This is a genomic window from Planococcus soli (assembly GCF_016881065.1).
GTDB classification, from domain to species: Bacteria; Bacillota; Bacilli; order Bacillales_A; family Planococcaceae; genus Planococcus; species Planococcus soli.
Genome location: NZ_WXYN01000015.1, coordinates 1 through 25,633, shown reverse-complemented (window position 1 = coordinate 25,633; position 25,633 = coordinate 1). Strand labels below are relative to the sequence as shown.

General features: G+C 45.1%; 23 protein-coding genes and 1 riboswitch. Of the genes, 4 read left to right on the top strand and 19 right to left on the bottom strand.

The window, feature by feature from the left end; translation table 11 throughout:
• Positions 1-6 precede the first annotated feature (6 nt).
• The 5 genes from GJB59_RS07495 to GJB59_RS07475 all read right to left on the bottom strand — a co-directional run bounded on the left by GJB59_RS07495 (position 7) and on the right by GJB59_RS07475 (position 3,906).
• The gene (locus GJB59_RS07495) at positions 7-459 is read right to left on the bottom strand and encodes a helix-turn-helix domain-containing protein (protein WP_142830412.1); all 453 of its coding nucleotides are present in this window, start codon (positions 457-459) and stop codon (positions 7-9) included.
• A gap of 172 nt (positions 460-631) precedes the next feature.
• Positions 632-1,567: a homocysteine S-methyltransferase gene (gene mmuM / locus GJB59_RS07490; protein ID WP_142830414.1), complete on the bottom strand. Its 936-nt coding sequence runs from the start codon at positions 1,565-1,567 to the stop codon at positions 632-634.
• A gap of 42 nt (positions 1,568-1,609) precedes the next feature.
• A complete protein-coding gene (locus GJB59_RS07485; protein WP_142830416.1) occupies positions 1,610-2,350 on the bottom strand; it encodes an amino acid ABC transporter ATP-binding protein in 741 nt (246 codons plus the stop codon).
• Positions 2,347-3,069, bottom strand: a complete 723-nt coding sequence (locus tag GJB59_RS07480; RefSeq protein ID WP_142830418.1) for an amino acid ABC transporter permease — start codon at positions 3,067-3,069, stop codon at positions 2,347-2,349. The genes GJB59_RS07485 and GJB59_RS07480 overlap by 4 nt, the downstream gene beginning before the upstream one ends.
• Positions 3,070-3,090: 21 nt before the next feature.
• Positions 3,091-3,906, bottom strand: coding sequence for a transporter substrate-binding domain-containing protein (locus GJB59_RS07475; protein WP_142830420.1), 816 nt, complete (start codon positions 3,904-3,906; stop codon positions 3,091-3,093).
• A gap of 160 nt (positions 3,907-4,066) precedes the next feature.
• Positions 4,067-4,171: riboswitch (SAM riboswitch) on the bottom strand.
• Positions 4,172-4,396: 225 nt separating this feature from the next.
• Between GJB59_RS07475 and solA the strand changes: the two genes are divergently transcribed.
• Positions 4,397-5,584, top strand: coding sequence for an N-methyl-L-tryptophan oxidase (gene solA, locus GJB59_RS07470; protein WP_142830422.1), 1,188 nt, complete (start codon positions 4,397-4,399; stop codon positions 5,582-5,584).
• Positions 5,585-5,658: 74 nt separating this feature from the next.
• On the opposite strand, the gene katG is transcribed toward solA, so the two are convergent.
• The 8 genes from katG to GJB59_RS07430 all read right to left on the bottom strand — a co-directional run bounded on the left by katG (position 5,659) and on the right by GJB59_RS07430 (position 15,682).
• Positions 5,659-7,908, bottom strand: coding sequence for a catalase/peroxidase HPI (gene katG / locus GJB59_RS07465; protein WP_142830424.1), 2,250 nt, complete (start codon positions 7,906-7,908; stop codon positions 5,659-5,661).
• A 254-nt stretch (positions 7,909-8,162) separates the two neighbouring features.
• Positions 8,163-8,801 (bottom strand): Yip1 family protein, encoded by a 639-nt coding sequence (locus GJB59_RS07460; RefSeq protein WP_142830426.1) that lies wholly within the window; start codon positions 8,799-8,801, stop codon positions 8,163-8,165.
• 214 nt (positions 8,802-9,015) lie between these two features.
• Entirely contained in the window at positions 9,016-9,786 is a 771-nt protein-coding gene (locus tag GJB59_RS07455) for an alpha/beta hydrolase (protein ID WP_142830429.1), read from the bottom strand.
• A gap of 192 nt (positions 9,787-9,978) precedes the next feature.
• On the bottom strand, positions 9,979-11,037 hold the full coding sequence (locus GJB59_RS07450) for a Gfo/Idh/MocA family protein (RefSeq protein ID WP_142830431.1): 1,059 nt from the start codon (positions 11,035-11,037) through the stop codon (positions 9,979-9,981).
• A gap of 11 nt (positions 11,038-11,048) precedes the next feature.
• Complete coding sequence (locus tag GJB59_RS07445; RefSeq protein ID WP_236015506.1) at positions 11,049-12,023, bottom strand: ABC transporter permease; 975 nt, start codon at positions 12,021-12,023, stop codon at positions 11,049-11,051.
• The gene (locus GJB59_RS07440) at positions 12,016-13,530 is read right to left on the bottom strand and encodes a sugar ABC transporter ATP-binding protein (protein WP_244946850.1); all 1,515 of its coding nucleotides are present in this window, start codon (positions 13,528-13,530) and stop codon (positions 12,016-12,018) included. Before GJB59_RS07440 ends, GJB59_RS07445 begins: the two co-directional genes overlap by 8 nt.
• Before the next feature lie 64 nt (positions 13,531-13,594).
• On the bottom strand, positions 13,595-14,575 hold the full coding sequence (locus tag GJB59_RS07435) for a substrate-binding domain-containing protein (RefSeq protein ID WP_142830433.1): 981 nt from the start codon (positions 14,573-14,575) through the stop codon (positions 13,595-13,597).
• 117 nt (positions 14,576-14,692) lie between these two features.
• Positions 14,693-15,682, bottom strand: a complete 990-nt coding sequence (locus GJB59_RS07430) for a LacI family DNA-binding transcriptional regulator (protein ID WP_142830435.1) — start codon at positions 15,680-15,682, stop codon at positions 14,693-14,695.
• A 199-nt stretch (positions 15,683-15,881) separates the two neighbouring features.
• Between GJB59_RS07430 and GJB59_RS07425 the strand changes: the two genes are divergently transcribed.
• Positions 15,882-16,850 (top strand): sugar phosphate isomerase/epimerase family protein, encoded by a 969-nt coding sequence (locus tag GJB59_RS07425; RefSeq protein ID WP_142830437.1) that lies wholly within the window; start codon positions 15,882-15,884, stop codon positions 16,848-16,850.
• A 139-nt stretch (positions 16,851-16,989) separates the two neighbouring features.
• Here GJB59_RS07425 and GJB59_RS07420 read toward each other — a convergent pair whose 3' ends face one another.
• The 5 genes from GJB59_RS07420 to GJB59_RS07400 all read right to left on the bottom strand — a co-directional run bounded on the left by GJB59_RS07420 (position 16,990) and on the right by GJB59_RS07400 (position 21,603).
• Positions 16,990-17,712, bottom strand: a complete 723-nt coding sequence (locus tag GJB59_RS07420) for a sulfite exporter TauE/SafE family protein (RefSeq protein ID WP_142830439.1) — start codon at positions 17,710-17,712, stop codon at positions 16,990-16,992.
• Between the two features lie 56 nt (positions 17,713-17,768).
• On the bottom strand, positions 17,769-18,965 hold the full coding sequence (locus GJB59_RS07415; RefSeq protein ID WP_142830441.1) for a DUF4317 domain-containing protein: 1,197 nt from the start codon (positions 18,963-18,965) through the stop codon (positions 17,769-17,771).
• A gap of 226 nt (positions 18,966-19,191) precedes the next feature.
• Positions 19,192-20,031, bottom strand: a complete 840-nt coding sequence (locus GJB59_RS07410) for an aldo/keto reductase (RefSeq protein ID WP_142830443.1) — start codon at positions 20,029-20,031, stop codon at positions 19,192-19,194.
• A gap of 33 nt (positions 20,032-20,064) precedes the next feature.
• Positions 20,065-20,913, bottom strand: coding sequence for an NAD-dependent epimerase/dehydratase family protein (locus GJB59_RS07405; protein ID WP_142830445.1), 849 nt, complete (start codon positions 20,911-20,913; stop codon positions 20,065-20,067).
• 207 nt (positions 20,914-21,120) lie between these two features.
• Positions 21,121-21,603: a nucleoside deaminase gene (locus GJB59_RS07400; protein WP_142830447.1), complete on the bottom strand. Its 483-nt coding sequence runs from the start codon at positions 21,601-21,603 to the stop codon at positions 21,121-21,123.
• 361 nt (positions 21,604-21,964) lie between these two features.
• On the opposite strand from GJB59_RS07400, the gene GJB59_RS07395 reads away from it, so the two are divergent.
• Positions 21,965-23,212 (top strand): DUF4153 domain-containing protein, encoded by a 1,248-nt coding sequence (locus GJB59_RS07395; protein WP_142830449.1) that lies wholly within the window; start codon positions 21,965-21,967, stop codon positions 23,210-23,212.
• A 540-nt stretch (positions 23,213-23,752) separates the two neighbouring features.
• On the opposite strand, the gene GJB59_RS07390 is transcribed toward GJB59_RS07395, so the two are convergent.
• Positions 23,753-24,124, bottom strand: coding sequence for a winged helix-turn-helix transcriptional regulator (locus GJB59_RS07390; RefSeq protein WP_142830451.1), 372 nt, complete (start codon positions 24,122-24,124; stop codon positions 23,753-23,755).
• Positions 24,125-24,338: 214 nt separating this feature from the next.
• On the opposite strand from GJB59_RS07390, the gene fdhA reads away from it, so the two are divergent.
• Entirely contained in the window at positions 24,339-25,556 is a 1,218-nt protein-coding gene (gene fdhA, locus GJB59_RS07385) for a formaldehyde dehydrogenase, glutathione-independent (RefSeq protein ID WP_142830453.1), read from the top strand.
• The last annotated feature ends 77 nt before the right edge of the window (positions 25,557-25,633 follow it).

Below are 25,633 nucleotides of genomic sequence, written 5' to 3'. Positions count from 1 at the left end.
TTCTATTCAAACATACTTATCTTTAAAATAATCCGAACCAATACCGCCAGCCACCATCAAAAATAATGGCAGGAAGTTTGAGAGAAATCTTGGCACGCCTTCTGGTATCACAACAGATGTTCCGAAAAAGTAATTCGATGCGAAAATGATGATTTTCGACACTAGTAAAAAGACTCCTAGCATAAACACACTATCACAAAAAAATTTCCACTTTGGGTGCGCCAGCTGCTTACTGTCTTGAATCACTTTGTCCTTCAATTCTTCATCACTCCTTAAAAGCTCGTCTATCGTCACGCCAAACAAATCACTCAAATTGATGATCACTTCAATGCTTGGGTAGTTTTTTCCAGTTTCCCATTTTGAAACGGATTGCCGGCTAACGTGAATCTTGTCTGCCAGATCCGCCTGCGACCACCCCTTCTTTTCTCTTTCACTTTTCAAGCGTTCACTGAAAACCATAGTCTCACTCGCCTTTCCTTCTAATTTCAGTATTAAGAAACAGCGATATAAAGTAAAGATAGTTCTAGGCGCATCTGGGTGCAACCTCTGCTTGCTTTCTTTAGAATTCAAGAGATGAAACAAAAAGAGATCAAAGCTGCCACATGGCTGCCTTGATCCCTTTAAAACTATTTCATTTACGAGCCCAAGCGGCAATGCCTGCAATGTCCTCAGGAGTTGTTCTGCAGCACCCTCCGATGATCTGGGCACCCGCTTCATGCCAGCGTTGTGTGCTAGAGGCAAACTGATTTGCTGAAGATCCTTCTCCCCATGTTTTGCTTGTCGGGTCGTATTCTTCGCCTGAATTTGGATAAACAATGATTGGCTTCGCAGTCTGGCTTCTTACTTCAGTAATCAGCGACTCAATAATATGAGGTGCTGAACAGTTGATGCCGATTGCGGCCACTTGATCCTGTTCATCCAGCCACTGTGCACAATTGGAGATCTTTTCTCCGTCGCTTATATGATGTTCATCTTTCGCACTAAAACTGAACCACGCATAAACATCCGGAAATTCTTTTAATACCTTAACGATGGCTTTAGCTTCTGCCAGGCAGGGAATGGTTTCACATGCTAAAATGTCTGCACCCGCATCGATCAATACCTCGATTCGGTCCTTATGGAAAGCCACCAGTTCTGCTTCGCTTACCGAATAGTCGCCGCGGTATTCAGAGCCATCCGACAAAAAAGCGCCGTACGGGCCGACAGATGCAGCAACTAACGGTTTCGGTCTGTTCGACTGATCTTCCAACTCTCCCCAAAACTCATCCCGGGCTTCTGCTGCAAGTTGGACGGACCTTTGGATCAAGCCGACTGCTTCCTCTTCGGTCAGCCCTCTTTCTTTATATCCTCTGATGGTTGCCTGGTAGCTGGCGGTGATGGCGCAGTCTGCACCGGCCTGGAAATAGTCCGAGTGAACTTTTTTGATCAGCTCCGGATTTTCCATTAATACTTTTGCCGACCACAAACGGTCATTTAAATTACAGCCGTAGTTTTCCAGCTCTGTAGCCATTGCCCCGTCAAGAATGAGGATCGGGAAGTGATTTAAAATTTGTTCAATCGGGTTCATTCCAAAACATCCTTTCCAAATCCAATCTCTTCCCGCCATCTATTAATTGTTTCTTGTCGCTTTGCTTAAAAATTGCTTGGTTCTTTCCATTTTCGGGTCAGTAAAAAGCTGCTCAGGCGTGCCTTCTTCGATGATTACACCATCTTCCATAAAGATGATCCGGTCCGAGATTTCACGTGCGAAATTAAGTTCGTGTGTAACGATAAACATCGTCTTCCCTGTATCTGCTACAGCTCTGATTGTTGCCAACACTTCATCCACCAGCTCGGGATCTAAAGAAGATGTCGGTTCATCAAACAATAAAACTTCCGGATTGAGCGCAAGTGCACGGGCGATGCCAACCCGTTGCTGCTGCCCGCCTGACAGTTGTGCCGGATAGTGGCTTAGTTTGTCTGACAAGCCCACTCGTTCAAGAATTTCCATGCTCTTCTTTTTCGCTTCGTCCTTCTTCAATTGTTTAACGCTTGTTAAGCCAATCATCACATTTTGGAGCACAGTCAAATTTTTGAACAAGTTGTATTGTTGAAAAACCATTCCTGTCGACGTTCTTAACGCAAAGATATCCGACTTGCCGGCTGATTCCACATCCACTCTTTTGCCGCCGATTTCCACGATTCCGCTAGTCGGCTGTTCCAGGAAATTGATGCAGCGCAACAGTGTCGATTTGCCTGAGCCGCTTGGCCCTAAAATAGAAACAACTTCACCTTTAGCGACGCTTATATTGATCCCCTTCAGCACATGGTGGCTGTCGTAGTATTTATGTATGTTTTCCAGTTTGATCATGAAGCAATCCCTCTTTCATATCTGCGAGCCCGCTTCTCTAATTTGACCAGCAATCGCTCTACTGCAATGCACAGAATCCAATAAACAATGGACACCGCGATATATACTTCGAAAAATGCCAAGCCGCGGGAGCCAAGAATCTTGGCTTGCCCCATAATATCCACAACCCCAATGATAAAGACCAAGGACGTGTCTTTAATCGTGCTGATGAACATGTTGCCCAGGTTTGGAATCGCGACGGCCAGTGCCTGCGGAAAAATAATTTGAAGCATCATTTGCGTTGGCTTCATCCCGATTGCTTTCGCTGCTTCAAATTGTCCGCGATCAACGGATTCAATCGCCGACCGGATTGTCTCCGACAAATAAGCACCCAGATTGATTGAAAACGCCAGCAGCGCATACACTTCAGGCGCAATGCTGTTGACGTCGGCAGACTGAAGCCAGCCATACTCGATCTGCAAGTAGTAAATGATTTTAGGTATTCCGTAAAATACGAGATAGATCTGAACCAGGAGAGGCGTTCCTCTGATAAAAGATACGTATATCGACGTAATTACGCTTAATACCGGAACCTTGTATATTTTGATCAACGCGGTGAAAACTCCGATAAATAAACTCAAAATCAATGAGCCGACCGCTATTCCGATAGTAATCGGGAGCCGTGAAACGATAGCAGGAAAGCTTTCGATCAAAAAATGTATATCCAGTAAATTTTCCATTTTCTCTTTCCTTCCACAAACCTATTCGGGGATGTATTCTCCACCAGTCCATTTGATCGACAGTTCCGCTAACGTGCCGTCTTCTTTAAGTTCTTTCAAAATCGGATCAATCAATGCCTTTAACTCTTCACCCTCTTCTCCATTTTTCAAGACAATTCCCATATCATCGTTCACCAGAGGCTGCCCGACAATTTCTACTCCTAAATCATTTTTCTCCAGCACGGCATCAATCATAATCGGGTCGTTGACGTAAGCATCAACACGGCCGTTTTGTACGTCCTGCAACATTTCTGAAGGGTTACCGCTTTCGCTGTATTTCAAATCAATCGGAGTGTCGGCTGTTTCGTTATATTCCTCCAGCAGCAGCGTATAGGAATCTCCCGCTAAAGCACCCACCGACTTTCCTTCCAAATCCTCTACGGTCTGGATATCTTCCCTGCCGGTTTTCACAGCAATCACCGTTTCAGCTGCAAAATAAGATTCATCTGTGAACAAATACTTTTCCTGGCGCTCCGGTGTTTTTGCCACTTGATCCGCTATTGCCTGGATCTTATTGGACTCCAGTGCGAGAAACATGCTGTCCCAAGGCACTGCGACAAACTCAAATGTGTAGCCATCGAGCTTCTCATCGATCGCCTTTACCATTTCTACGTCATATCCTGTCAGTTCATTTGTGTCGTCTGCAAAAGCAAAAGGCGGGTAATCATTTTGCGTTCCCACCGTAATGATTTGATCACCCGTTGCGCTTGCTGCTTCCTCCGACGAACATCCGCTTAATGCTCCAATTGCGCTTATTGATAAAAATAGTGATCCCAATACATAACTTTTTCTTTTCATTTTTAAGCTCCTTTTTTGGACAGAGAGTGGCAATTCAATTTGGTAATGAAAGACAATGGCTGTTTTTTTGCTTTTGCAATTTTTTCAACTTATAGCGAATCTCCTTCTTTCCTTTGTAAATAAAAAAACCTCTTCCAATAGGAAAGAGGTTTTAGCCGAATTCTTATCTCTCAGAATAAAACACTCTGCAGGAATTAGCACCTCTCATAAAAATGATGGTTGCTGGACGTCACAGGGCCTGTCCCTCAGTCTCTCTTGATAAGTTATTTAGTTTTAACATATTAACGATAGTATGGGACATTGCCTCTCTTGTCAAACACATTTTTCTTTAAATTTGAATTTTTATAAAAATTGGAAAGAAACAGGTGCATAATGAACGATTGACAAGCTTTCAAATCTTACATACTATCTACTAATAATTCATATTCAACGTTCGAGAAGCAGTTGTTTTTGAACCTGACATTATTTCTGTAAGGAATGGAGTGAAAAAATGACTGAACAAGCTATTTTTGATGTTGCAATAATTGGTGCAGGCACGATGGGAATGGCTGCTGGTGCTTTTTTGGCGCAGCAAAAAGTAAAAACCGTATTAATCGATGCATTTGATCCGCCGCACAGCCATGGCAGCCACCACGGGGATACCCGTCTGATCCGGCATGCTTACGGGGAAGGCAGGCAATACGTAACGCTAGTGAAGCGTGCCCAGCAATTGTGGGAAGAGCTGGAACAGCAAACAGGATATAAGATCTTCGAAAAAACCGGCGTGATCGGCTTAGGCCCGAAAGATTCACCCTTTCTAGAAGAAACAATTGCTTCTGCCCAGAAGCATGACCTTTCGTTAGAGCTTCTGACGGGCTGGGAAATCAATGCCAGATGGCCTGGATTTTCTGTGCCGGAACATTTTATTGGCTGCTTCGAAGCGGAGTCAGGCGTCATTTACAGCGAGAATGCCATTCAAGCATATAAAGAAACGGCGCTTGCACATGGGGCGCAACTTGTTCCTAATACAGCCGTTCAGCATATCGATTTAAGCGACGAAAAGGGTGTAAAGATTACAACTGAACTCACAACATTTTATGCCAAGAAAGTCATCGTCACGGCGGGAGCTTGGGCGGCAAAGCTGTTGCCGGATTTAGATCTGCCGATTCAACCTACTCGTAAAGCTGTAGCTTGGTTTGAAGCACCTTCAGAGCTGTACGATGCTGCAAATTTCCCGGCTTTTTTTGTAGAAGATCAGCATAAGAAGTTTTATGGTTTCCCCATTTTGAATGGCCGTGGGGTCAAAATTGGAAGATCTGACGGTGGCCAGCCGATCGACCCAGACCTCCAAACGCAAAACTTTGGATTATACGAAACCGATGAAAGCGACTTGCGGGAAGGACTGGAACGTTACCTGCATCAGGCAAACGGCAAACTAGAGCAAGGGAAAACCTGTCTATACACACTTTCAAGCGATCATGATTTTATCGTTGATGTTCATCCGGAAGATAGCCGCGTCCTCTTTGCCTGCGGATTTTCCGGACACGGCTTCAAGTTTGGCAGTGTCATGGGAGAAGCATTGAGCCAATTGGCCATAACAGGCGAAAGCGAGCTGGACATTTCAATCTTCGCTCTTAGCAGATTTGGTTTGAAGCCCCAATCACCAAATCTTGAGAACAAATACCCGAAAAAAGTGTGAGTGACAAAAGATCCAACATCTTATTTAACAAAAAAATCCCGGTCAGCATTTTGCGCTGACCGGGATTTTTTTTATTAGTTTTCTAGGTTAAAACGATCGGCATTCATCACTTTGTTCCATGCTTTGATGAAATCACGAACGAATTTCTCTTGGTTGTCGTCTTGTGCGTAAACTTCGGCAACTGCACGAAGAATCGCATTCGAGCCGAATACTAAGTCAAAGCGTGTTGCTGTGCGAACAACTTCGCCTGTCGTACGGTTTTTACCTTCGTATTTATTGAATTCTACTGGCGTCCACTCGATGTTCATGTCCAACAAGTTAACGAAGAAATCGTTTGTTAACACGCCGACTTTGTCGGTGAAGATTCCTTCTGTTGCTCCTTGGTAGTTTGCACCGAATGCGCGCATGCCGCCGACTAGAACAGTCATTTCCGGCGCTGTTAAGCCAAGCAAGTTCGCTTTATCAAGCAGCATTTCTTCCGGGCTTGTTGCGTATTCTTTCTTCTGGTAGTTTCTGAAACCATCTGAGATCGGCTCCAACACTTCGAAGCTTTCCGCATCGGTTTGTGCTTCAAGTGCATCTCCGCGGCCTTGAGTGAATGGTACCGCAATATCAAATCCAGCTGCTTTTACAGCTTGTTCGATTGCAGCGTTTCCTCCCAACACGATCAAGTCAGCGATGCTGATTTTGTTGTCAGTGCCTGCTTTCAAGTGCTCGTAGAAGTAAAGAACTTTCGCCAATTCTTCTGGCTCGTTTACTTCCCACTCGCGTTGAGGAGCAAAACGGATGCGTGCTCCATTTGCACCGCCGCGCTTGTCTGAATCACGGTATGTGCTGGCAGAAGCCCAAGCTGTTTTGACCAATAGCTGCGGGTTTATTCCGCTTTCAAGGATCTTCACTTTCAGCTCATCCAATTCCTTGTCTTTCAATGTACCTGGTGCTGCCGGTACTGGATCTTGCCAGATCAAATCTTCTGCTGGAACTTCTGGTCCCAAATAACGCTCTTTTGGTCCCATGTCGCGGTGAAGAAGTTTGAACCACGCGCGAGCAAAGGCATCCTGGAACTCTTCCATATTTTCATAATAACGGCGTGAAATCTTTTCGTATGCTGGATCCATGCGAAGTGCCATGTCTGCCGTCGTCATCATTGTTTTCACTTTGATGGACGAATCTTCTGCATCAGGTGCCATTTGTTCTTCCGACAAATCTTTTGCTGTCCATTGGTAAGCGCCTGCAGGAGATTTTGTCAATTCCCACTCGTAGCCAAACAATTGCTCGTAATAGCCATTATCCCATTGGATCGGGTTGGCAGTCCAAGCGCCTTCGATGCCGCTTGAAATCGTATCGCGCCCTTTTCCTGAACCGTACGAGCTCTTCCAGCCCATTCCCAGGTTCTCCATTACAGCAGCTTCCGGATCGTCGCCTACGTTAGACGCATCTCCAGCGCCGTGAGCTTTACCGAATGTATGTCCCCCTGCGATCAATGCAACGGTCTCTTCATCGTTCATTCCCATACGGCCAAATGTCTCGCGGATGTCGAAAGCACTTGCAAGAGGATCCGGTTTGCCATTAGGTCCTTGTGGATCTACATAGATCAAGCCCATTACAACTGCGGCAAGCGGTTTTTCTAACTCGCGGTCGCCTGAATAACGGTTATCCGACAGCCACTCTTTTTCATTGCCCCAATAGACGTCTTCTTCCGGCGCCCAAATGTCTTCACGGCCTCCACCGAATCCGAAGGTTTTGAAGCCCATCGATTCAAGTGCCACGTTGCCCGTTAAGAGAAGTAAATCTGCCCATGAAATTTTGTTTCCGTATTTTTTCTTGATCGGCCACAATAAACGGCGGGCCTTGTCCAAGTTTACGTTATCCGGCCAGCTGTTAAGCGGCGCAAAACGCTGGTTTCCGGTAGCACCGCCTCCACGGCCGTCCAGTGCACGGTAAGTACCTGCGGCGTGCCACGACATACGGATAAATAAACCGCCGTAATGGCCATAGTCAGCCGGCCACCATTCTTGGCTGTTGGTCATCAAATCGTGAAGATCCTGCTTTAATGCATCATAATCCAATTTCTCGAATTCTGCCTTGTAATCAAATTCTTCCCCTAGAGGATTCGATTTTTTATCATGCTGATGAAGGATGTTGACATTCAGCATGTTCGGCCACCAGTCTTTATTCTGGGTCTTGCCTGGTTTGTTCGATGTTGTAATGGCACTATCTTTGTGCCCACCTGTTTGGCTGCTTGGTTGCCCGCCTGCGCCCGTTATCGGACATTGTGCATCTGATGCAGCGGTGTGGCGCTTTTGCTCATTGTTGTTTTCCATCTTTAAAACCCTCCTAAAAATAATGAAAATAGTGAACGTTACTCTAAAACTATTGATGCCGGCTATTGCTATCGGCATGTAATAATTCTTACATTAGAATTATACTAAACTAGAGAAGAACTGAACAGTAATAAGGATGAAAATTGGAACAACTCTTTTCTGCAATCTCTGAATGCAGAAAGAGCTGCTCCGATTTCTTCCCCATATTTTCACTATTGCTTCAACTTTTCGCTGTACACTCAAACAACTCCCGATCAGAGCTGGTTAAAAAACGAGGCGAACAGGACAAAAACAAGCACAAGAACAATGAGCGTGATAAGGATGCCCGGCAGCACGACAATGAAAAATCCTTTCCAAGACGACACACGATGCGCTTCACCTACTGCTTTGCAGACGATGATGAATGTCCAAACAGACACTGCCCCCATTACCAAAGACATGACGACGACAAGCGGATCGCCTTCCACATCCCTCCGGTCTGCAAAGAAAGTTGATGGCGACGCCAAAGCCCAGACAATCAGCAGCGGCAAGAGCCAAATTTGCGGGATTTGCGCTGTGGCAAGCGCCTTGAACATTTCCTGATAGGTTGCCGTTCCTTTAAACAACCGCCCAACCAGCATCAATATCGCTGCGCCCAGAAAATAGCCAAATGCACTTCCTATCGGACCGGTAATCAACGCCTGAAGAATAGCTGACCACGCCTGCATATCAGCGTTTTGGGTGTTCATGAGCCCGATCAGGCCTGAAGCAAATCCCGTCAAGATAATAAGGAAAATGATGTATTTGGCGGACTTGCGGTCAATAACGAAGCGTACGGTTTCACATGTGCGCAGCCAAATATCGGTTAAAGGATTGACTTCCCGCTCTTTGCGTAATCGATTTTCTCTTACCATGGTGCCTCTCTCCTTTCCCTTAGTTATCTCAATGGCGGCAGCAGCATCTCCCCATTTCCCTCATACTTATACAATACACCCTTACACTTCCACTTACCTGAATTTTCAGTTTTATTAAACTATATAGTTAGAATCAATAAATATAGAAAATATAAAAGACATTCTTTCAGGTATTATCTGCCTGAAAGAATGCCTTTTATGAAAACAATAAGTTTTAAAGCGGGTCGCCAGCTGGCAATGAAATGACTTTTTCGATAAATTGAAGAGCCCTTTCAATGATAAAATCCAGCTCATGATCCATAGAAGCAATGTGATAGGAATTATGCAGTTCGTATTTCTGCGTGTTTTCTGATTGAACTTTACTGAGAATATAGTCTGTATTGCCGGGCGGCACCACGTGATCTTCGAGCGATTGGAAACAAACGACCGGACAACGCACGTCCGCAAGTTTAGCATCGACAGCATTCATGTAACGTAATAGTTGCTGATACGCTTTGACCGGAGCCTGCTCATAAGTGATTTCCACCGCATCCGCGTTTTTGATATCCGGTTGGCCTTCTGAGACATACCCGGAGGACGGCTGGTTGCGGTACGTTTCAAACGCAGGAATGTCGATCGCCGGATTGATCAGGCCAATTCCTTGAATATCCGGGTGGCGGCTGGCCAAATCCAAGCTTAAGGTGCCACCCATCGATTGGCCGATGACGAAAACGGCCGAACATGTCTGCTCGAGTTCTTTATAGGCCTCTTCTACCCGGGCAAACCAATCATTGCAGGTAAACTGTTCAAGGTCTTTAGGATGCGTGCCGTGGCCAGGGAGCCTCGGACAGGAAACTGTATAGCCATGGGCAGCAATCGCTTCGCCCAGTTCCTTAACACTTTGCGGCGTGCCTAAAAAGCCATGGCACAACAAAATGCCGGTGCTGTTTCCTTTCAGAAAAAATGAGTCAGCTTGAGGGATAACGGGATATTGTTCATTACTCATGTTAAATCCTCCTTTGGCTGTTCTAAAGCAAGAAAGTTTCCTCCTGCCGATTGTTCTATACTGATCCTGCTGAAAAAAGCTTATTCATATTAGACTATAATTAAAACCTACTTGTCAACTAGGCTTTAAAATCGCATCGGTTAAGCTACTATATTTCCAATGCGCTGCCCGAACTGAAAAAAGAGTCTCTCCTTAATGGTGAAGGAGAGACTCTTTTTCGATGGTGACGACCTGGCTTGTTTCTGCAGCTTCCATGATTCCTAAAATGACTTTCAGCGATTTGAGTGCGTCTTCTCCGGTAACAATCGGCTCCTGATCCAAGCGAATGGCTTCAACAAAAGCATCGATGACGCCGCTGGGTGTTTGGTTATCGTTCGTTTGAATCGCTTCCAGCTCGTAGTTTATTTTTTCTCCGGACTGCATGATGATTTCCAGCTGATACTGGTCGTTATGGTAAATTTTCATGATGCCTTTCTCGCAATAGACAATGGTGCTGTTGTCTTCTTCGCCATAATATGTCCAGGAAAACGCAGCGTTTCCAATACGTCCTTTTTTGGTTGCCAGGCTGCATACCAGATTGTCGCATACTCCAATCGGCTCTCCGTTCTCATCCACTTTATGCAACGCCCCTTCAAATGCGCTTACTTGGACAATTTCGTCGTCGAGCAAATAATGCAGCAAATCAATTTTGTGGATGCCGAGGTCTCCGCCGACGCCAAATCCTGACCGCTCTTTTTTAAAAAACCATGTGGACTTGGTTTTATTGATGCCCCAGGCTTCAGGACCTGAATGTCCGAAAGCCGTACGGAACGTCAGAACCTTTCCCAGTTCTCCGCCGGCAATGATTTCTCTCGCTTTTTGGTGGGCGCGCGTAAAACGCTGGTTATGGTCCACCATCAGTTTTTTACCGGACTTTTTCTGTGCCTCTAAAATGGTTCGTGCATTTTCTGCCGTCAATGAAATCGGTTTTTCACACAGCACGTGCTTTCCACTCAACAGCGCCTGGGTCGAGAACAAATGGTGGTGCTCATTTGACGAACAATCGCTGATGGCAACGATGTCAGGATCGTCAAACAACTCATCAACGCTCCTTGCGATGCTGCCGCCAAACAGTTCCACCATCGCCTCGGAGCGGTCGAGATTGCGGTCGTAAAAAACAATCTCATCGACATATGGATTTGCTGAATATTCCGGTGCATGGCGCATTTTTGTAATCGAGCCGCACCCGATAATGCCTACCTTGATGCCCATCCCATCTCCTCCTACTCTCGTTTTTGGAACACAACGGCGATGATGATGATCAATCCTTTAACAAATCCTTGAAGATGAGGAGAAACATTCATCAGATTCATCATATTGTTCAGGATACCCAAAATCAGGATGCCGAAAATGGTTCCTATAATTTTTCCGCGTCCGCCGGTCATTCGCGTTCCTCCAATGATAACAGCTGCAATGGCATCGAGTTCATATTGCGCACCCGAACTGGAAGAAGAAATCGAATTCAGGCGTGAAGTTTCAATAACCGCCGCGATCCCGACCAGCGTGCCAATCAGCGTATAAACTCCGATCTTGATGCGGTCGATGCGGATCGCTGACAGCATTGCTGCCTTTTCGTTTGATCCAAGGGCGTAAACGTACCTGCCGAACCGGGTTTTGTGCATCAATACATAAATCAATATCGCCATGACGAAGAAAATAATGACGGGAACATCGAAAATCCACAAATTGCTGTTGGCGATGGCGGTAAATCCGCTGACTTCACCGGACACGCTGCCGCCTTCTGCGATGTAAAGCGCGATTGAACGCGCCCCCGCCATCATCCCGAGTGTGGCAATAAATGAGGCAATCCTGCCTTTCGCGACCATCAGGCCATTCAGGAATCCGGCAAACGAGCCAACCAGGAGAGCCGTGAAAACCCCGACTAAGATGCTGCCCGAGGCGTTCAATGCCAGCACCGAGACAACACCGGCAAGCGCCAATACAGAACCAACCGATAAATCGATGCCGCCTGACAGCATGACGACCGTCATGCCAAGCGCAATAATGCCGATAATCGAGACTTGCATCAGGATATTCAATTGGTTATTGATATCAAGAAACCGTGGGTTCATCACGGAGGCGGCGATATAAATAATGACAAATGCAATAATGACACTGTATTCCGACCATAGCCAGGTCATCCGGCTCTTCATGTTCGGAGATTCCGGACTGTATTCTTTTGTATTGATGTTAGCCAATTTTCTCTCCCTCCCTTTTCGCTCCTGTGGCGTAATGCATGATCTCTTCTTCGCTTGCCTCATCGCCTGTAAAATGCGCCGTAATTTCCCCGTGGTACATCACATGGATGTTGTGGCAAATCCGCATCACTTCCGGAGCTTCCGACGATAGGATAATGATGGCTTTGCCAAGCTTGGCAAGTGCAATGATCTGTTGATAAATCTCCTGTTTTGCGCCAACATCAATGCCTTGTGTCGGATTGTCGAAAATGAGGATATCCGTTTCCGCTTCCAGCCATTTGGCGATGATGACTTTCTGCTGGTTTCCGCCGCTCAATTTATCAATGGTGATGCGCGGATTGTGCACTTTAATGTTCAATAGTTTTTTATACGCATTGAATTTCTGCTGTTCTTTTTTATCCTGTATAAAACCCAGGCGTTCAAAATTCCCCATCGATGACAAACTCATATTGTGGATGACACTCAAATCTTTAATGATGGCATTTTCTTTCCGGTCTTTCGGCACATAGCCCAGCCCTGCCTGCAGCGCTTTTCGCGGGTGAGTTATTTTCACAACTTGCCCTTTCACTTTCACCGTCCCTGCGTATTTTTTCCGGTAGCCAAACAAGCTTTCAAAAAGTTCTGTCCGGCCATCTCCTGCGAGACCTGTAAAACCTACTATTTGGCCCTTTTGTACGGTAAAATTAATGTCCTTGAACAAGCCTGTACTCGTTAGCCCTACCACTTCCAATGCCAGTTCTCCAAAGCTATGCTCATGCACGTACCGCTCCTGGGAAATGGCTTTTCCCACCATCAGTTTGGTGATCATTTCCAGGTTTTCATTTTGCATAACATCTGTTTTCACCAGCTGGCCATCCCGCAAAACGGTATAGCGGTCACATACTTCCTGAATTTCCTTTAACTTATGTGAAATATAGATGATGGAAACACCGGATTTTTTTAAGTTGCGCATCAGTTCAAATAGCCGGCTCACCTCATGTTCTGCGAGCGAGGTCGTCGGTTCATCCATGATGATCAACTGCGACTTGTGCAGCAAAGCTTTTGAAATCTCAATCAATTGCTTATAGGAAGTCGCCAGATTGCGGACATATTCTTTCGGATTGATGTATACGCCAAGCTCCGCTAAAATTTCGCGGGTTTGGCGGCACATTTCTTCCACGTTCAAAAACCCGATTTTACTGCGAATTTCTGAACCTAGAAACATATTTTCATACACTTTCAAATCTCCGACCATATTCAGCTCCTGGTGGATAAAGCTAATTCCTTGCGCCTGTGAAACATGCGGATTTGCCATGCTGATCTTTTCGCCTTTGACAAAAATTTCTCCGTTGTCTGGTTGATGGACACCGCCTAAAATATTCATCAGTGTCGATTTGCCTGCCCCATTTTCTCCGAGCAAAGCATGGATTTCTCCTTGTTCCACTTCCAGTGTCACCTTTTTCAAAACCGGTACGCCGTTAAACGACTTTTCGATATTGTGCATTGCCACGAAAGGATGTGAAGCCACGTCGTTACCCCCTTATAGGAAAAGAGGAAATGCAATGGCTTCATTGCATTTCCTGGCAGTTCGCTTAAAATTTCGATTCTGGATCGTAATACTCGTCCACATTCTCACTTGTCACTTGCGTCGCTTCCTTCACGACCATCGATTCAGCCGGCTCCTCACCCTTTGCAAGATCACCTGCGATGGTCACCGCATCTTCCACCATAGTCGGCGAGTAGAGGAACGTCGCTTTCATGAGTCCGTCATTTTGAATATCTTCAAAAACGCCTTTTGCTCCGCCTGCGCCTGTGACAAATTGGATATCCGTGCGGCCTGCTTCTTCAATGGCCTGCAAGACACCTAGAGCCATGCCGTCATCCTGTGTAAAGACTGCATCAATTTCAGGATTGGCCTGCAAAATGTTCTGCATAACTTCCAATGAGGTTTCGGTAGAAAAATCTCCGCTTTGTGAGGCAATGATTTCCATTCCCGGTTCGCCGGCAACGGCTTCTTGGAATCCAGCACCCCGCTGTTCGGTTACTGAACTTGGAGGGCCGGTGATCTCAACGATTTTGCCTTCGCCGTTCAATTGTTCGACGAAATACTTGCCGGCGTTGACACCGATGCCTTCATTGTCCCCTTTGACCACAACCGTAGCTGCATCGTTTTCAAGTTCCCGGTCAACGATGACCAGCGGAATGCCCGCGTCCTTGATTTTTTGACCGACCGGACTCAAAGCCGCAGATTCGATCGGCAGCATGACAATAACGTCCACTTCCTGTGCAATCAGGTCATCCACGTCGTTTGCCTGTGTGTTCGGGTCTGCCGCATTGGTCATGACGTATTCAATGCCTTCGCTTTCCTGCAGCTCCATCGCCTGCTGCTCCGCGCTTTCGATTAACGCTCCCATCCAGCCATGCGTTGCCGAAGGAAGCGAAATGCCGATCGTCAATTGCTCTTCTCCTCCGCCTTCATCTGCCGAACCTGCATCTTCTGTTGCCGCGTCGCCGCATGCTGCCAATGCAAAAATTGTGATGAAAGACAATAAAATGATCCATAATTTCTTCACTTTATTCACCCCTTAGTTTTTTTATAAATCCCCTTTGATGTAAGCGATTACAATTGAAGCTAAGACCAACGCTCTATCATCAACCAATTTAATAACAGAGCGTTGATCTCAGCTGTTCTAACCCGTTGTCGATTCCCTTATGACCAGTTCAAAGCCTAAAACCACGCTATCTACCGGCTTTCCTTGAATTTTTTCAATCAGCATCCGTGCCGCCACTGTTCCCATCTTATACATCGGCTGGGCAACGGTTGTCAGTGCCGGGTTGGTCATATTGGAAAAATCGATTTTATCAAAACCAACTACAGCAATATCGTTCGGTACGTGGAGGCCGGCGGCGTTGATTTCTTTAAGGGCACCGATTGCCAATAGATCCGATACGGCAAACACGGCTGTTGGCCTGTCTTCCAGTTTAAGAATTTTTTTCATCGCCAGCTGCCCTTCTTCAAAACCCAGTTCCTGTGTATAGAGGATATAGTCCGGATCCAGTGGAATATCGTGTTCCTGGAGCGCCCGCTCGTATCCCATCCGCCGTTCCCGGGCGTATAGGAACTTCTCATCCGAGTTCATCAATGCGATTTTCCGGTGTCCGATTTGGATCAGATGTTTGACTGCACGGTAAGATGCCTCTTCGCTGTCGATGGTGACATACGGAATTCCAATGCCGCCGCCATATTCGCTGCATTGTATAATGGCGTAGTTTTCAGCCAGTTCTTTTAAGGTCTCCACGTTCACAGCGGGATCCATCGAAATAATGCCATCGGCCATCTTCTTCCGCAGCAAGTCGAAATAAATTTCCTCCTTTTCCGGCTTCGAGTCTGTTTCACACAACAAAATGCTGTAATTTTGGCTGAGTGCCATATTCTCGATTCCTTTGATGATTTCAAAATAGAATGGGTTGGAAATCGTCGGGATCAAGATCAGCACAATGCGGCTTTCCGAATTCCGCAGGTTTCGCCCCAGCATGCTCGGCTCATAATTTAAGTATTGGATCGCCTCCTCTACCTTCTGCTTGGTTTTGGCTGTGACAATGTTTTTTCCGGTGAGCACCCGGGAGACAGTTGCAACTGAAACTCCTGCATGTTTAGCCACCTGTTGGATGTTTGCCATATTGGTTCCTTCTTTCCGACACGATACGTATGCTATAAAATGAAATCGATTACATTTTCATCATAAATTATTCAGAATTATCTGTCAACAACTAATTTTTAATGAAAAAACCGTTGATTTACGGCAATTATTTCTATATGTTAAGAATGTAATGGTTTACATGACGGTGTATTCAGAAATTTAGAATGGAGGGATTTTCGTGAAACTGGGAGTTTTTACTGTATTGTTCTCCGATCGGAACTTTGAAGACATGCTGGCTTACGTGGCTTCAAAAGGCATCGAAGCCATCGAACTTGGCACGGGCGGCTATCCGGGAGATGCCCATTGCAAATTGGACAACTTGCTGGAAGATGAGGAAAAGCAGCACCTTTTCAAGCAGCAAATCAAAGACGCCGGCTTGATCATCAGCGCACTCAGCTGCCACGCCAACCCGCTCCACCCGCAAAAGCAAATTGCGGATGAAGCGGATGAGTTGCTCGTCAAGACCATGCAGTTGGCGTCGAAACTCGGCGTTCCCGTCGTCAACACCTTTTCCGGCTGCCCGGGCGACCACGAAAACGCGCTGTACCCTAACTGGCCCATTGCTGCATGGCCAAATGATTTCCAGGAAATCTTAAAGTGGCAATGGGAAGAAAAGCTGATTCCTTACTGGAAAGAAAAAAACAGCTTAGCCGAATCACTCAACGTCAAAATCGGCCTTGAATTGCACGGCGGTTTTTCCGTTCATACCCCTGCAACTATGCTGCGGCTCCGGGAAGCATGCGGACCTACGATCGGCGCGAACCTGGATCCAAGCCATATGTGGTGGCAAGGCATCGATCCCGTGGAAGCCATCAAAATTCTTGGACGCGAAAATGCCATCCACCATTTCCATGCCAAAGATACCGTCATTGACCAGCAAAACACCAACCGAAACGGCCTGACCGATATGACCGACTATTCCCAGATGAAAGACCGTTCCTGGTATTTCCGCACCGTCGGATTTGGCCACGACCAAAAAACCTGGGCCGACATCATCAGCACCTTGCGCCTCTACGACTACGATTACGTGGTCAGCATTGAACACGAGGACGGACTGATGTCGATCAACGAAGGCTTTACGAAAGCTGTAGAGAATTTGAAGCCTGTGATGGTGAAAGAGTCTGTTGGGGAGATGTGGTGGACGTGATCAAGCCTCTCACTACAACTTAAGCCTAAGTAATTTTTGGTTACTCTTCATTATGGATAGTAAAAAGCGGAATCCGTTGGTGGATTCCGCTTTTTACTATCGTTTTATATACCGACGAACACAGTATTCAACTAAAGATTTACAATAACCCTAAACTCTCCAGCAGCAAATAACTTCCTGTAAACAATAAAATGGCGTAGGTGAAGATTCGAAAAACATGTTGATTGATCCGCCCGAATAATAATTCTCCGATGTATAACCCTGCCGCTACTAGAGGAACACCCCATAAACTGGATAACCAGACGGTGCTATTCGTCCCTGCAAAAAGCATATGAATCATTAAACTGACAAAATAGATGAACAGATAAAATGCCAGCGTTGTACTTCGCAATACTTCTTTTTTTGTATCGGTTCCCGAAAAATATAACAGGATTGGAGGCCCTGGCATTCCGATACTTGTCGTGAGGGAACCTGAAAGACCCCCAATGAACAGGTCTGTTTTTTTGCTTTGGCTGATTCGGAATTTAAAGATAAGCAGCACCGTCAACAGCAGAATAAGGATACTTACACCCAGCTTCAATCCATCCAAATTGAGGGATAAAAAGAGGAGGATCCCAATGGGCAGTCCCGCGAAACTCCCCATAACAAATCTTTTAAGGATGCCAAAATCAATATCCTTTCTGATTTTCATGATCAATGCACTGGATATGAGCAAAGAAAGGATCAAGTTTATCTGGATGGCCTCGACCGGCTTAAAGAGCAAAAGCAGAAAAGGTGTCGCCAAAATAGAAAAGCCGAACCCTGTACTCGTCTGGAGAATGGAGGCAATCAAAATGATGATGATAAATGCTGCAATCTCCATAAAACACCTGCTTTCCCTATTACATTGCCAACTGAAGAATCACTCAAGTTCCTCTCCTACTCCAACTCTTCCTCCGCAAGCAACTTGAAGCCTTCAATCATCGTGTCTTCTTCCACTTCGATCAGGATACAGCGTTTGCCGTTGTAGTTCACTTCTTTAACGTAACGTAAGTCTTGGGGACTAATCGCGATATTAGCGACTTTCGTACTGATTTTAATGGATTTGGACGAGTAGCTTGGAACGATATGGCTGGCTTTTATTTCATAGGTTTTGTCCTCCACCACTTGCTGGAAGGCCCGCTCCACTTTTTCCGGACTGACGTCTTTGACACCGCTTGCCTTCAGAACACGCGTAATCTCCGTTGTATTTAAAATAGGTGCACCCTCTTCATCGTCATCACTTTCTTCTGCCACGACCAGCATCTGGTTGATTTCGTCGTATACGCCGGCGAGTGTTCTCGAGTTCACTTCGTCGCTGCCGATTACGGCTTTGACGATTTCTTCGAATACTGCTTTCTCTTCCTCAGCCGTAATGATTTCATCGCCGTTCAAGACATTTTCGATAAACTGAAAATCCGGCTTGTTCGCTTTGCCCGCCGCATAGAGGATGTGGTGGATATCTGCGGAATTATCCGTGAAGCTCGGGAACAGAAACCCACCGATTGGCGAGCTTAATTTAATGACGGGATCGACAAGCACATTTGCCTTATACTCTTTTTCGACAAAATCAAACACAAGTGAACTTTTCGGCAGTTCTGTCTGGTTCATGCTGCAAAGAATAAACGAAGTCGTATACACCTCGTCGCGCATGTCGATTTCCGTTTCGTCGGGGCTTCGTCTTGTCGTTTTCGAATAATTTCCGCGAATGAACGTGACGACCATGTCTTTTTCATACGGCCGGTCTTCCACCATCTTCAAGGCGATGCGCTGCATATTCTCTTTCCATTCAGCGACTTCTTTTGCCTCAAGCCCTTCGTACAGGAGGGCCTGCGTATGGTCTGCCTGCCCCTCTTCTTGCGGCTGGAACTTCACTTCGAACATCTTGGCATCCAGCTTTCCGCCCAGTACCTTTTTAAAATTATCAAAGAACAGCTCTTGCTGCTCCCGGTCCAGCATGGAAAACGAACGGCTCTCTTCATGAAAAATCTCACTGCTTTCCTGCTGGATGTAAATGTTATAAATTTCAGCGATTTTCAATAAATCGGTATCCAGTTTAAATCGTTTGCGAATGTCCGCTATATCTTTTTTATTCATTTCAAATTCCAACTCCCTAACTTGTAAGTCCATGATGTATACAAAAAAAGAGCATCCAAAGCTAGCTAGCTTTTGGTGCTCTTTCATTATAACAATATTTATGTGGAATAAAGGAACACAGGCAATTTCGAATTGAGTAGATCGGACCGAAACACCGTTCTTTTACTTTAGAAGATTGCCTCCTAAACTTCTGAGTTCAGCGCTTTGTAACTCTGAGATGCAGAACCTATACTCTATCAAACTCATCGGGATCCGCAAACATACGTTGATCCTTATTCAGGGCATTAATTTTGTCCATGTTCTCCTGTGAAATTTCAAAATCAAAAACACCTGCATTTTCAGCAATACGGTGAGGTTTAACTGACTTTGGAATTGTCACAATTCCCGTTTGTATGTCCCAACGGATAATAATCTGGGCCGTTGACTTGTTGTATTCTTTTGCAATTTCCATCAAAGCCGGTTCATTTAGCAGTTCTCCCTGCATTAATGGAGACCACGCTTCGAGTTGGATGCCGTGTTTCTTACAAAAATCATGAAGTTCCCGTTGATTAAATCGCGGATGATACTCTACTTGATTGACCATCGGTACCACTTCACAGTCCTCGATGATTTCTTCAAGGTGAGTAACTTTGAAATTACTAACGCCAATGGCTCGAACACGTCCATCCTTGTAAAGCTTTTCAAGCGCTTTCCACGTTTCTGCGAATTTCCCTTTAGAAGGAAGGGGCCAATGAATCAAATACAGATCCAAGTAATCCAAGCCCAGTTTCTCCATACTTTCATCAAACGCTGCGAGGGTGGCTTCATACCCGTGGTTGGCGTTCCACACTTTTGTCGTAATGAACAATTCTTCTCTCGGAACATGGGTTTCCGCAAGCGCTTTGCCGACGCCTTCTTCATTTCCATAAATAGCGGCCGTATCGATGCTGCGGTAGCCCACTTCAAGAGCCGATTTTATGGACTGTTCGACTTCTGCGCCATCTTCTACTTTAAAGACGCCCAGGCCCAGCCATGGCATTTTTACCCCGTTATGTAAGGTAGTTGTTGGTTGAATTGGATTTGACATGTTTGCACCCCTTAACTAAATTTCTCGATTCATTTATAGATTTACGTAATTTCTCCACTTATGGACAGGCTTCCAATTCAGAAGCTGCTTGGCCTTCTCGTTGTTTAACAGCGGCTCGAAGCCTGTCAGTTCTTTTTTGAAACTGGTTACATCCGGAAAGCATGTCTCCATCAATTGTTTGCTTTCAATGTCCATGCTGGTTTCATCTGCTCCGATATTCAAGGCAACAGAACCAAGCCCATCCGTTTCCACGGCCAGTCGATAAGCACTAGCTGCATCACGGGTATCAATATAGCTCCACAAAATGGTTTTCCGCTGTTCCGGATCGTGGATGAACCCAGGAAAATTCGAATACATTTCAGGTGCAATAACATTTCCCAACCGGAACGATACAACCTGCATGCCTGTTCTGCGGTGGATCATGTCAGCTGTGTTTTCATTAACAATCTTGGACAAACCATAGCTTTCTTCTGGCAATTGCGGGTGTTGCTCATCTATCGGCACGTACTGTGGGTTAAGATTTTGTTTTGAAAAACAAATACCATATGAAGACTCACTTGATGAAATGACAGCTTTTTTAATTCCCAAACTTCCCGCAGCTTCTAAAATGTTATACGTAGACATGACGTTATTCTGAAAAGTCACTTCGTTTGGATGTGAGTAAGCAACCGGAATCGCCGCAAGATGTATAACTGCATCAGCGCCAGCCAACACACCATAAACCTCGCCCAGATTCGTCAAATCTGTAATCACCGTTCTGCAAAGCGCTTCTTTTGGGTGCTTCAGATCTGCGTTCACAACTTCATAACCATTCTCCAAAAATTCTTTTATCACGTCCCGGCCCAGCAGACCACTTCCACCTGTTACGACTACCTTTTGCATGTTCATCCCTCCATTTTCTAAGTATTACTGAATTGCGCAGATAAAACTGGATCATACATCAACTTTGTTCATCAATCAAACTAACTATATGTCAAAAACTATTTATCATCAAGTACATTAGTTTGGCTTTTGACTCTCTTTGATCATAACCATCTGCAAGGTGCAAAAAGCAACTCAGCCAATACTTAAGCTGCAGAGATTCCCTATTTAACCGCTCGTTGCGTACAGCCGGCGATGAAGCTGATGGACCTGCTCTGCCAGTTCAGGGACAGGACCCTCTACTGCCGCGTCCTTGATCACTTCTTGGATGGACAGATTCCGGACACGCGATGGCGCAGCCCCCATTTCACTTCGCCAGCCGGCCAATTGCTCCGAGGAACTTGCGTAAACGATCCTTCCTAAGCCGACCATTCCATGAGCCGCCGCACACATCGGGCAATGTTCTCCGGAAGTATAGACGGTCGCCTTGCTTCTTTCTTCAAGAGGCAGGTTATTTGCCGCCCACCTTGCTATCGCAAACTCCGGATGCTGTGTATGATCGCCGCCTGCCACGTGGTTGTGGTCTTCAAACAGCACTTCTCCAGCAGCCGAAACAAGAACGGACCCGAATGGCTCGTCTCCTTTTTCCAAAGCTGTTTCCGCCAATTCCACACAACGCCGCAAATGCTTCAAATCCGTTTCGCTAATCATTTATGACTCCTCCTTAATTTAAATCTATAACAAGTTATTTCTATCCACTTGCTGAATCACCTTTAAATTTTTGGTACAAAAATACATAGAGCGGTTGTTTATCATCATCCTAAGTGGCCTTTTGATACTTCGCTTACAATTCCGTTGTGACTACAGATTTCCCTTGCAGCATTTAACGGTTTGGAGCGCCTCTGGGTAGAGGGATGCTTTTTATTTTTTCCAAGTAAATATTTAAACAACAAATAAAAATCGATAATAAATAAACATTTATTGTTATTCGATAAATAATTTGCTAAAATCATATTAATAATACCGATGTAAGCAAGAATTAAGAGGACAACTATAAGAGGAGGTTAAAATTGTGGACAGCAACAATATGGTTATCGAAAATAGCGCAAATCCCAATGAGCTGGAAAGATTATTTAGAGAAGACCCGAAAGCATTTAAAAAAGCATTTGCGCACGCTTTCGAACAAACCCCTGATTCACCGGTTCTTGCCGTTTGGTATGAAAGATTGCATTACAAGGAAGCGGCAAATCCAGAAAAAGATTTCTTTCTTCAAAAAGAGTTCTTATTCATGGGCATTTTAGCAATACTGGCCGGGATAAGCACCAGGATTATATTCCATTTTGTTGAGCAGCAGGCAATTGCCCCAGTTAACCTTGCTTTTGGGGTACTTCCCTTTATTGCCGCCTATTTTGTATATAAAAATCCTCCTAAAAAATCTGTTCTTTACTGCCTTGCAGTGTTATTCCTGATCTCTGGGAATTATCTGAATATGCTGCCCTTAGAATATACAGACAGCATCATTCTTGCTTACTTGCACCTTCCCATATTCTTATGGGGATTGGTGGGTCTTGCATTTACAGGGAATGAATATGGCAAAGACAGCATGAGGTTAGCCTATCTTAAATTTAATTTGAATTTCTTCGTCCTCTACGCCGGTATGGCAATCAGCGGAATGCTGCTAGCGGCAATTACCCTGCAGTTATTCAGCTTTATCGGATTAAATATAGAAGAATTCTATTTTAGTAATATCGTTTTATTTGGAGCTGCTGCCATCGCTGTTGTGACCGCATACGTGGTATCAGGGAATCTTAAACTCGCTAAAAATATTGCCCCGTATATAGCTAAAATTTTCAGTCCACTCGTCCTGGCAACATTGTTAGCCTATCTTATAGCGGTTATTTGGCTGGAAAAAAACCCATTCTTAGATCGCAACTTCCTAATAGCCTTTAACGGCATACTCCTGGGTGTGCTGGCCGTCACCATATTTTCCATCACCGAAAGCGGCTCAGATGAGAAAAAGAACATTTTCGATTATATAAATTTCGCCTTAATTGTTCTGGCTCTTATCATCGACAGTGTGGCTTTGTCAGCCATAGTATTCAGACTTTCTTCTTATGGCATTACCCCCAACCGGCTTGCTGTTTTAGGCGTAAACATCGTTATTTGGGCCAATTTAATTTGGATCATGCTTTCCTATCTGCGTTTTCTGCGAAACAAAACCGGTCCTTCCACTATCCAAGATGCCGTTACGAAATATTTGCCGGTCTATGGAATTTGGGCAGCTTTCGTTATATTTGCTTTTCCGATAATTTTTAATTAGAAAAGCATTTTTATACAACGGCACCTTTGCTCTCTTCATCATGAATCTGTACAAGCCAAGAATACCTTGCAAGTTTTTATAAATTGCTTGGTATTCTTGGCTTGTATTTGTTTTTATAAAATTTTATTTACTTATGATAAGGCTCGCCGCAGCATTTCTAAATGAGGTTCTCAATCACTCGAGACTGGCAACTACATAAGTTGAACTTAATAGTTATATTAAATGATATTCCGCAAAACAACTACGCTTGCCCCAAGCTAACTCGGGCTATAGCCCGAGTGGATCTCGGCACTTCGTCGAAACAGAATTGGAAAGCTAATTCCGTTTCTGCTCCCGCAGGCGTCTCCGCTATTTTGCTCCATATCAAGGTGTTTCTGAGCGCCGTCGCGTCCCCGGGCTGGGCGAAGCAAAAAGACGAGTGTCCTTTTCGGCTTATTGCGGGAGCCATGCCCAGAGCGACCGAAGTGGATGTTAAAAATCCTAATTCTTAAGTTCAACTTATATAGTTTGAAAATGAAAAAGGACCCCACGAAGAGATCCTCACACATTTTTAGCAACAGGAAAGTGTTTGATGTTCTTCTTCCCCCATTCGTCCATCAGCAAAACGATTGGCATGAGGCTTTCCCCTAAATCTGTTAAAGAATATTCCACTTTCGATGGAACTTCAGGAAATACTTTCCGATGAACAATCCCATCTTCTTCTAACTCTCTGATTTGCGTGGTTAATACCTTATGTGTAATTTTTGGAAGCAATCGTTTAATCTCACTAAATCGCAAAGTACCTTCTGTTTCTAAATAGTAAATAATGATGATTTTCCATTTGCCGCTGATAATCGATAAGGTCAGTTCTTTTTCGCAATTAAATTCGCCACACTCAATTTCTCTTTTTATTTCTGACCGTAAATCATCCATTGGATTGCCCCTTCCTTCTGTTTCCTGAAAGTATCCTTTTGGTAACCTTCTCACAAAAAAGTGCGTTCTTCCAATAAAAAGAATTATAATTTAGAATAAACAGAATATACGGATTTCTTAATTTCTCAGCAAAATGTTTTGATTCCCTCTTGGATGCTGGATTGGTGTAAGGATTTCATTTTACAGGTGAGAAAATGGATTGGAGATGACAGAAATGGCAGGAAACAGAGCGGTGGTATACAGAGGTGCTGGACATGTAACCGTTGAAGATATTAGTTACCCCGAATTAATCATTAGAGACGGTCCTGGGGTAAATCCGTTAAATGTCGGGCGGAAATGTGAGCATGGAGTGATTGTAAAAATCGTTACCACGAATATTTGCGGAAGCGACCAACACATGGTGCGGGGTCGGACGACAGCTCCTGAAGGGCTTGTCCTCGGCCATGAAATTACCGGCGAAGTCATTGAAGTGGGCCGGGATGTTGAATTTATAAAAAAAGGAGACCTGGTGTCTGTACCGTTTAATATTGCCTGTGGCCGCTGCCGCAGCTGCAAAGAGCAGGATACACATATTTGCGAGAACGTAAACCCGGATCGTCCGGGGTCTGCTTATGGCTATGTCGACATGGGCGGATGGGTCGGCGGCCAATCGGAATATGTCATGGTCCCTTATGCAGATTTTCAGTTGCTGAAATTTCCGGATAAAGATCAGGCGATGGAAAAAATACTTGATTTAACGATGCTTTCTGATATTTTTCCGACAGGTTATCACGGTGCCGTAAGTGCTGGCGTAAAACCAGGATCTACTGTCTATGTTGCCGGGGCTGGCCCTGTAGGTTTAGCCGCTGCCCACTCTGCCCAACTGTTGGGGGCATCTGTTGTCATCGTAGGGGATTTAAACAAAGAGCGCCTTGCACAAGCCCATAGTTTCGGCTGTGAAACCGTAAACCTTCGGGAACATGCGAATCTTGGGGAACAAATCGCTCAGATCCTGGGTGTCCCGGAAGTTGATTGCGCCATTGATTGCGTCGGCTTTGAAGCTAGCGGACATGGCGAGGGGGCCGGTGAAGCACCCGCTATCGTATTAAATTCCATTATGGAAGTGACTCGTGCAGGCGGACGTCTTGGCATACCTGGCCTCTATGTGACCGGTGATCCAGGTGCTTCCGATGAAGATGCAAAAAATGGAACCTTGAAAGTGCGCTTAGGACTTGGCTGGGCCAAAGCACATACTTTTGTAACAGGTCAAACTCCGGTTATGAGATACCATCGCGACTTGATGATGTCGATTTTAAGCGGGAGAGCGCAAATTGCCAAAGCGGTAAATGCAACGGTAATCTCTTTAGACCAAGCACCAGCAGCCTACGCTGAATTTGACCAAGGCGCTTCCAAAAAGTTTGTCATTGACCCTCATGGAAATTTTAAGAAGTAACATATTTTCCTATATGCTCATAGAAAAACGAGGAGGTTTGTTTTTGGCAAGTAAAAAATGCAGTGAATGGCAGTTAA

Bases quoted from the DNA above. Each gene is read 5' to 3' on its own strand.
- GJB59_RS07485 (WP_142830416.1), bottom strand. From the start codon at position 2,350: ATGATCAAACTGGAAAACATACATAAATACTACGACAGCCACCATGTG.
- GJB59_RS07460 (WP_142830426.1), bottom strand. From the start codon at position 8,801: ATGGTAAGAGAAAATCGATTACGCAAAGAGCGGGAAGTCAATCCTTTA.
- GJB59_RS07475 (WP_142830420.1), bottom strand. From the start codon at position 3,906: ATGAAAAGAAAAAGTTATGTATTGGGATCACTATTTTTATCAATAAGC.
- GJB59_RS07390 (WP_142830451.1), bottom strand. From the start codon at position 24,124: ATGGATGATTTACGGTCAGAAATAAAAAGAGAAATTGAGTGTGGCGAA.
- katG (WP_142830424.1), bottom strand. From the start codon at position 7,908: ATGGAAAACAACAATGAGCAAAAGCGCCACACCGCTGCATCAGATGCA.
- GJB59_RS07430 (WP_142830435.1), bottom strand. From the start codon at position 15,682: ATGGCAAACATCCAACAGGTGGCTAAACATGCAGGAGTTTCAGTTGCA.
- GJB59_RS07420 (WP_142830439.1), bottom strand. From the start codon at position 17,712: ATGGAGATTGCAGCATTTATCATCATCATTTTGATTGCCTCCATTCTC.
- GJB59_RS07410 (WP_142830443.1), bottom strand. From the start codon at position 20,031: ATGTCAAATCCAATTCAACCAACAACTACCTTACATAACGGGGTAAAA.
- GJB59_RS07480 (WP_142830418.1), bottom strand. From the start codon at position 3,069: ATGGAAAATTTACTGGATATACATTTTTTGATCGAAAGCTTTCCTGCT.
- GJB59_RS07455 (WP_142830429.1), bottom strand. From the start codon at position 9,786: ATGAGTAATGAACAATATCCCGTTATCCCTCAAGCTGACTCATTTTTT.
- GJB59_RS07450 (WP_142830431.1), bottom strand. From the start codon at position 11,037: ATGGGCATCAAGGTAGGCATTATCGGGTGCGGCTCGATTACAAAAATG.
- GJB59_RS07405 (WP_142830445.1), bottom strand. From the start codon at position 20,913: ATGCAAAAGGTAGTCGTAACAGGTGGAAGTGGTCTGCTGGGCCGGGAC.
- mmuM (WP_142830414.1), bottom strand. From the start codon at position 1,567: ATGAACCCGATTGAACAAATTTTAAATCACTTCCCGATCCTCATTCTT.
- GJB59_RS07415 (WP_142830441.1), bottom strand. From the start codon at position 18,965: ATGAATAAAAAAGATATAGCGGACATTCGCAAACGATTTAAACTGGAT.
- GJB59_RS07495 (WP_142830412.1), bottom strand. From the start codon at position 459: ATGGTTTTCAGTGAACGCTTGAAAAGTGAAAGAGAAAAGAAGGGGTGG.
- solA (WP_142830422.1), top strand. From the start codon at position 4,397: ATGACTGAACAAGCTATTTTTGATGTTGCAATAATTGGTGCAGGCACG.
- fdhA (WP_142830453.1), top strand. From the start codon at position 24,339: ATGGCAGGAAACAGAGCGGTGGTATACAGAGGTGCTGGACATGTAACC.
- GJB59_RS07400 (WP_142830447.1), bottom strand. From the start codon at position 21,603: ATGATTAGCGAAACGGATTTGAAGCATTTGCGGCGTTGTGTGGAATTG.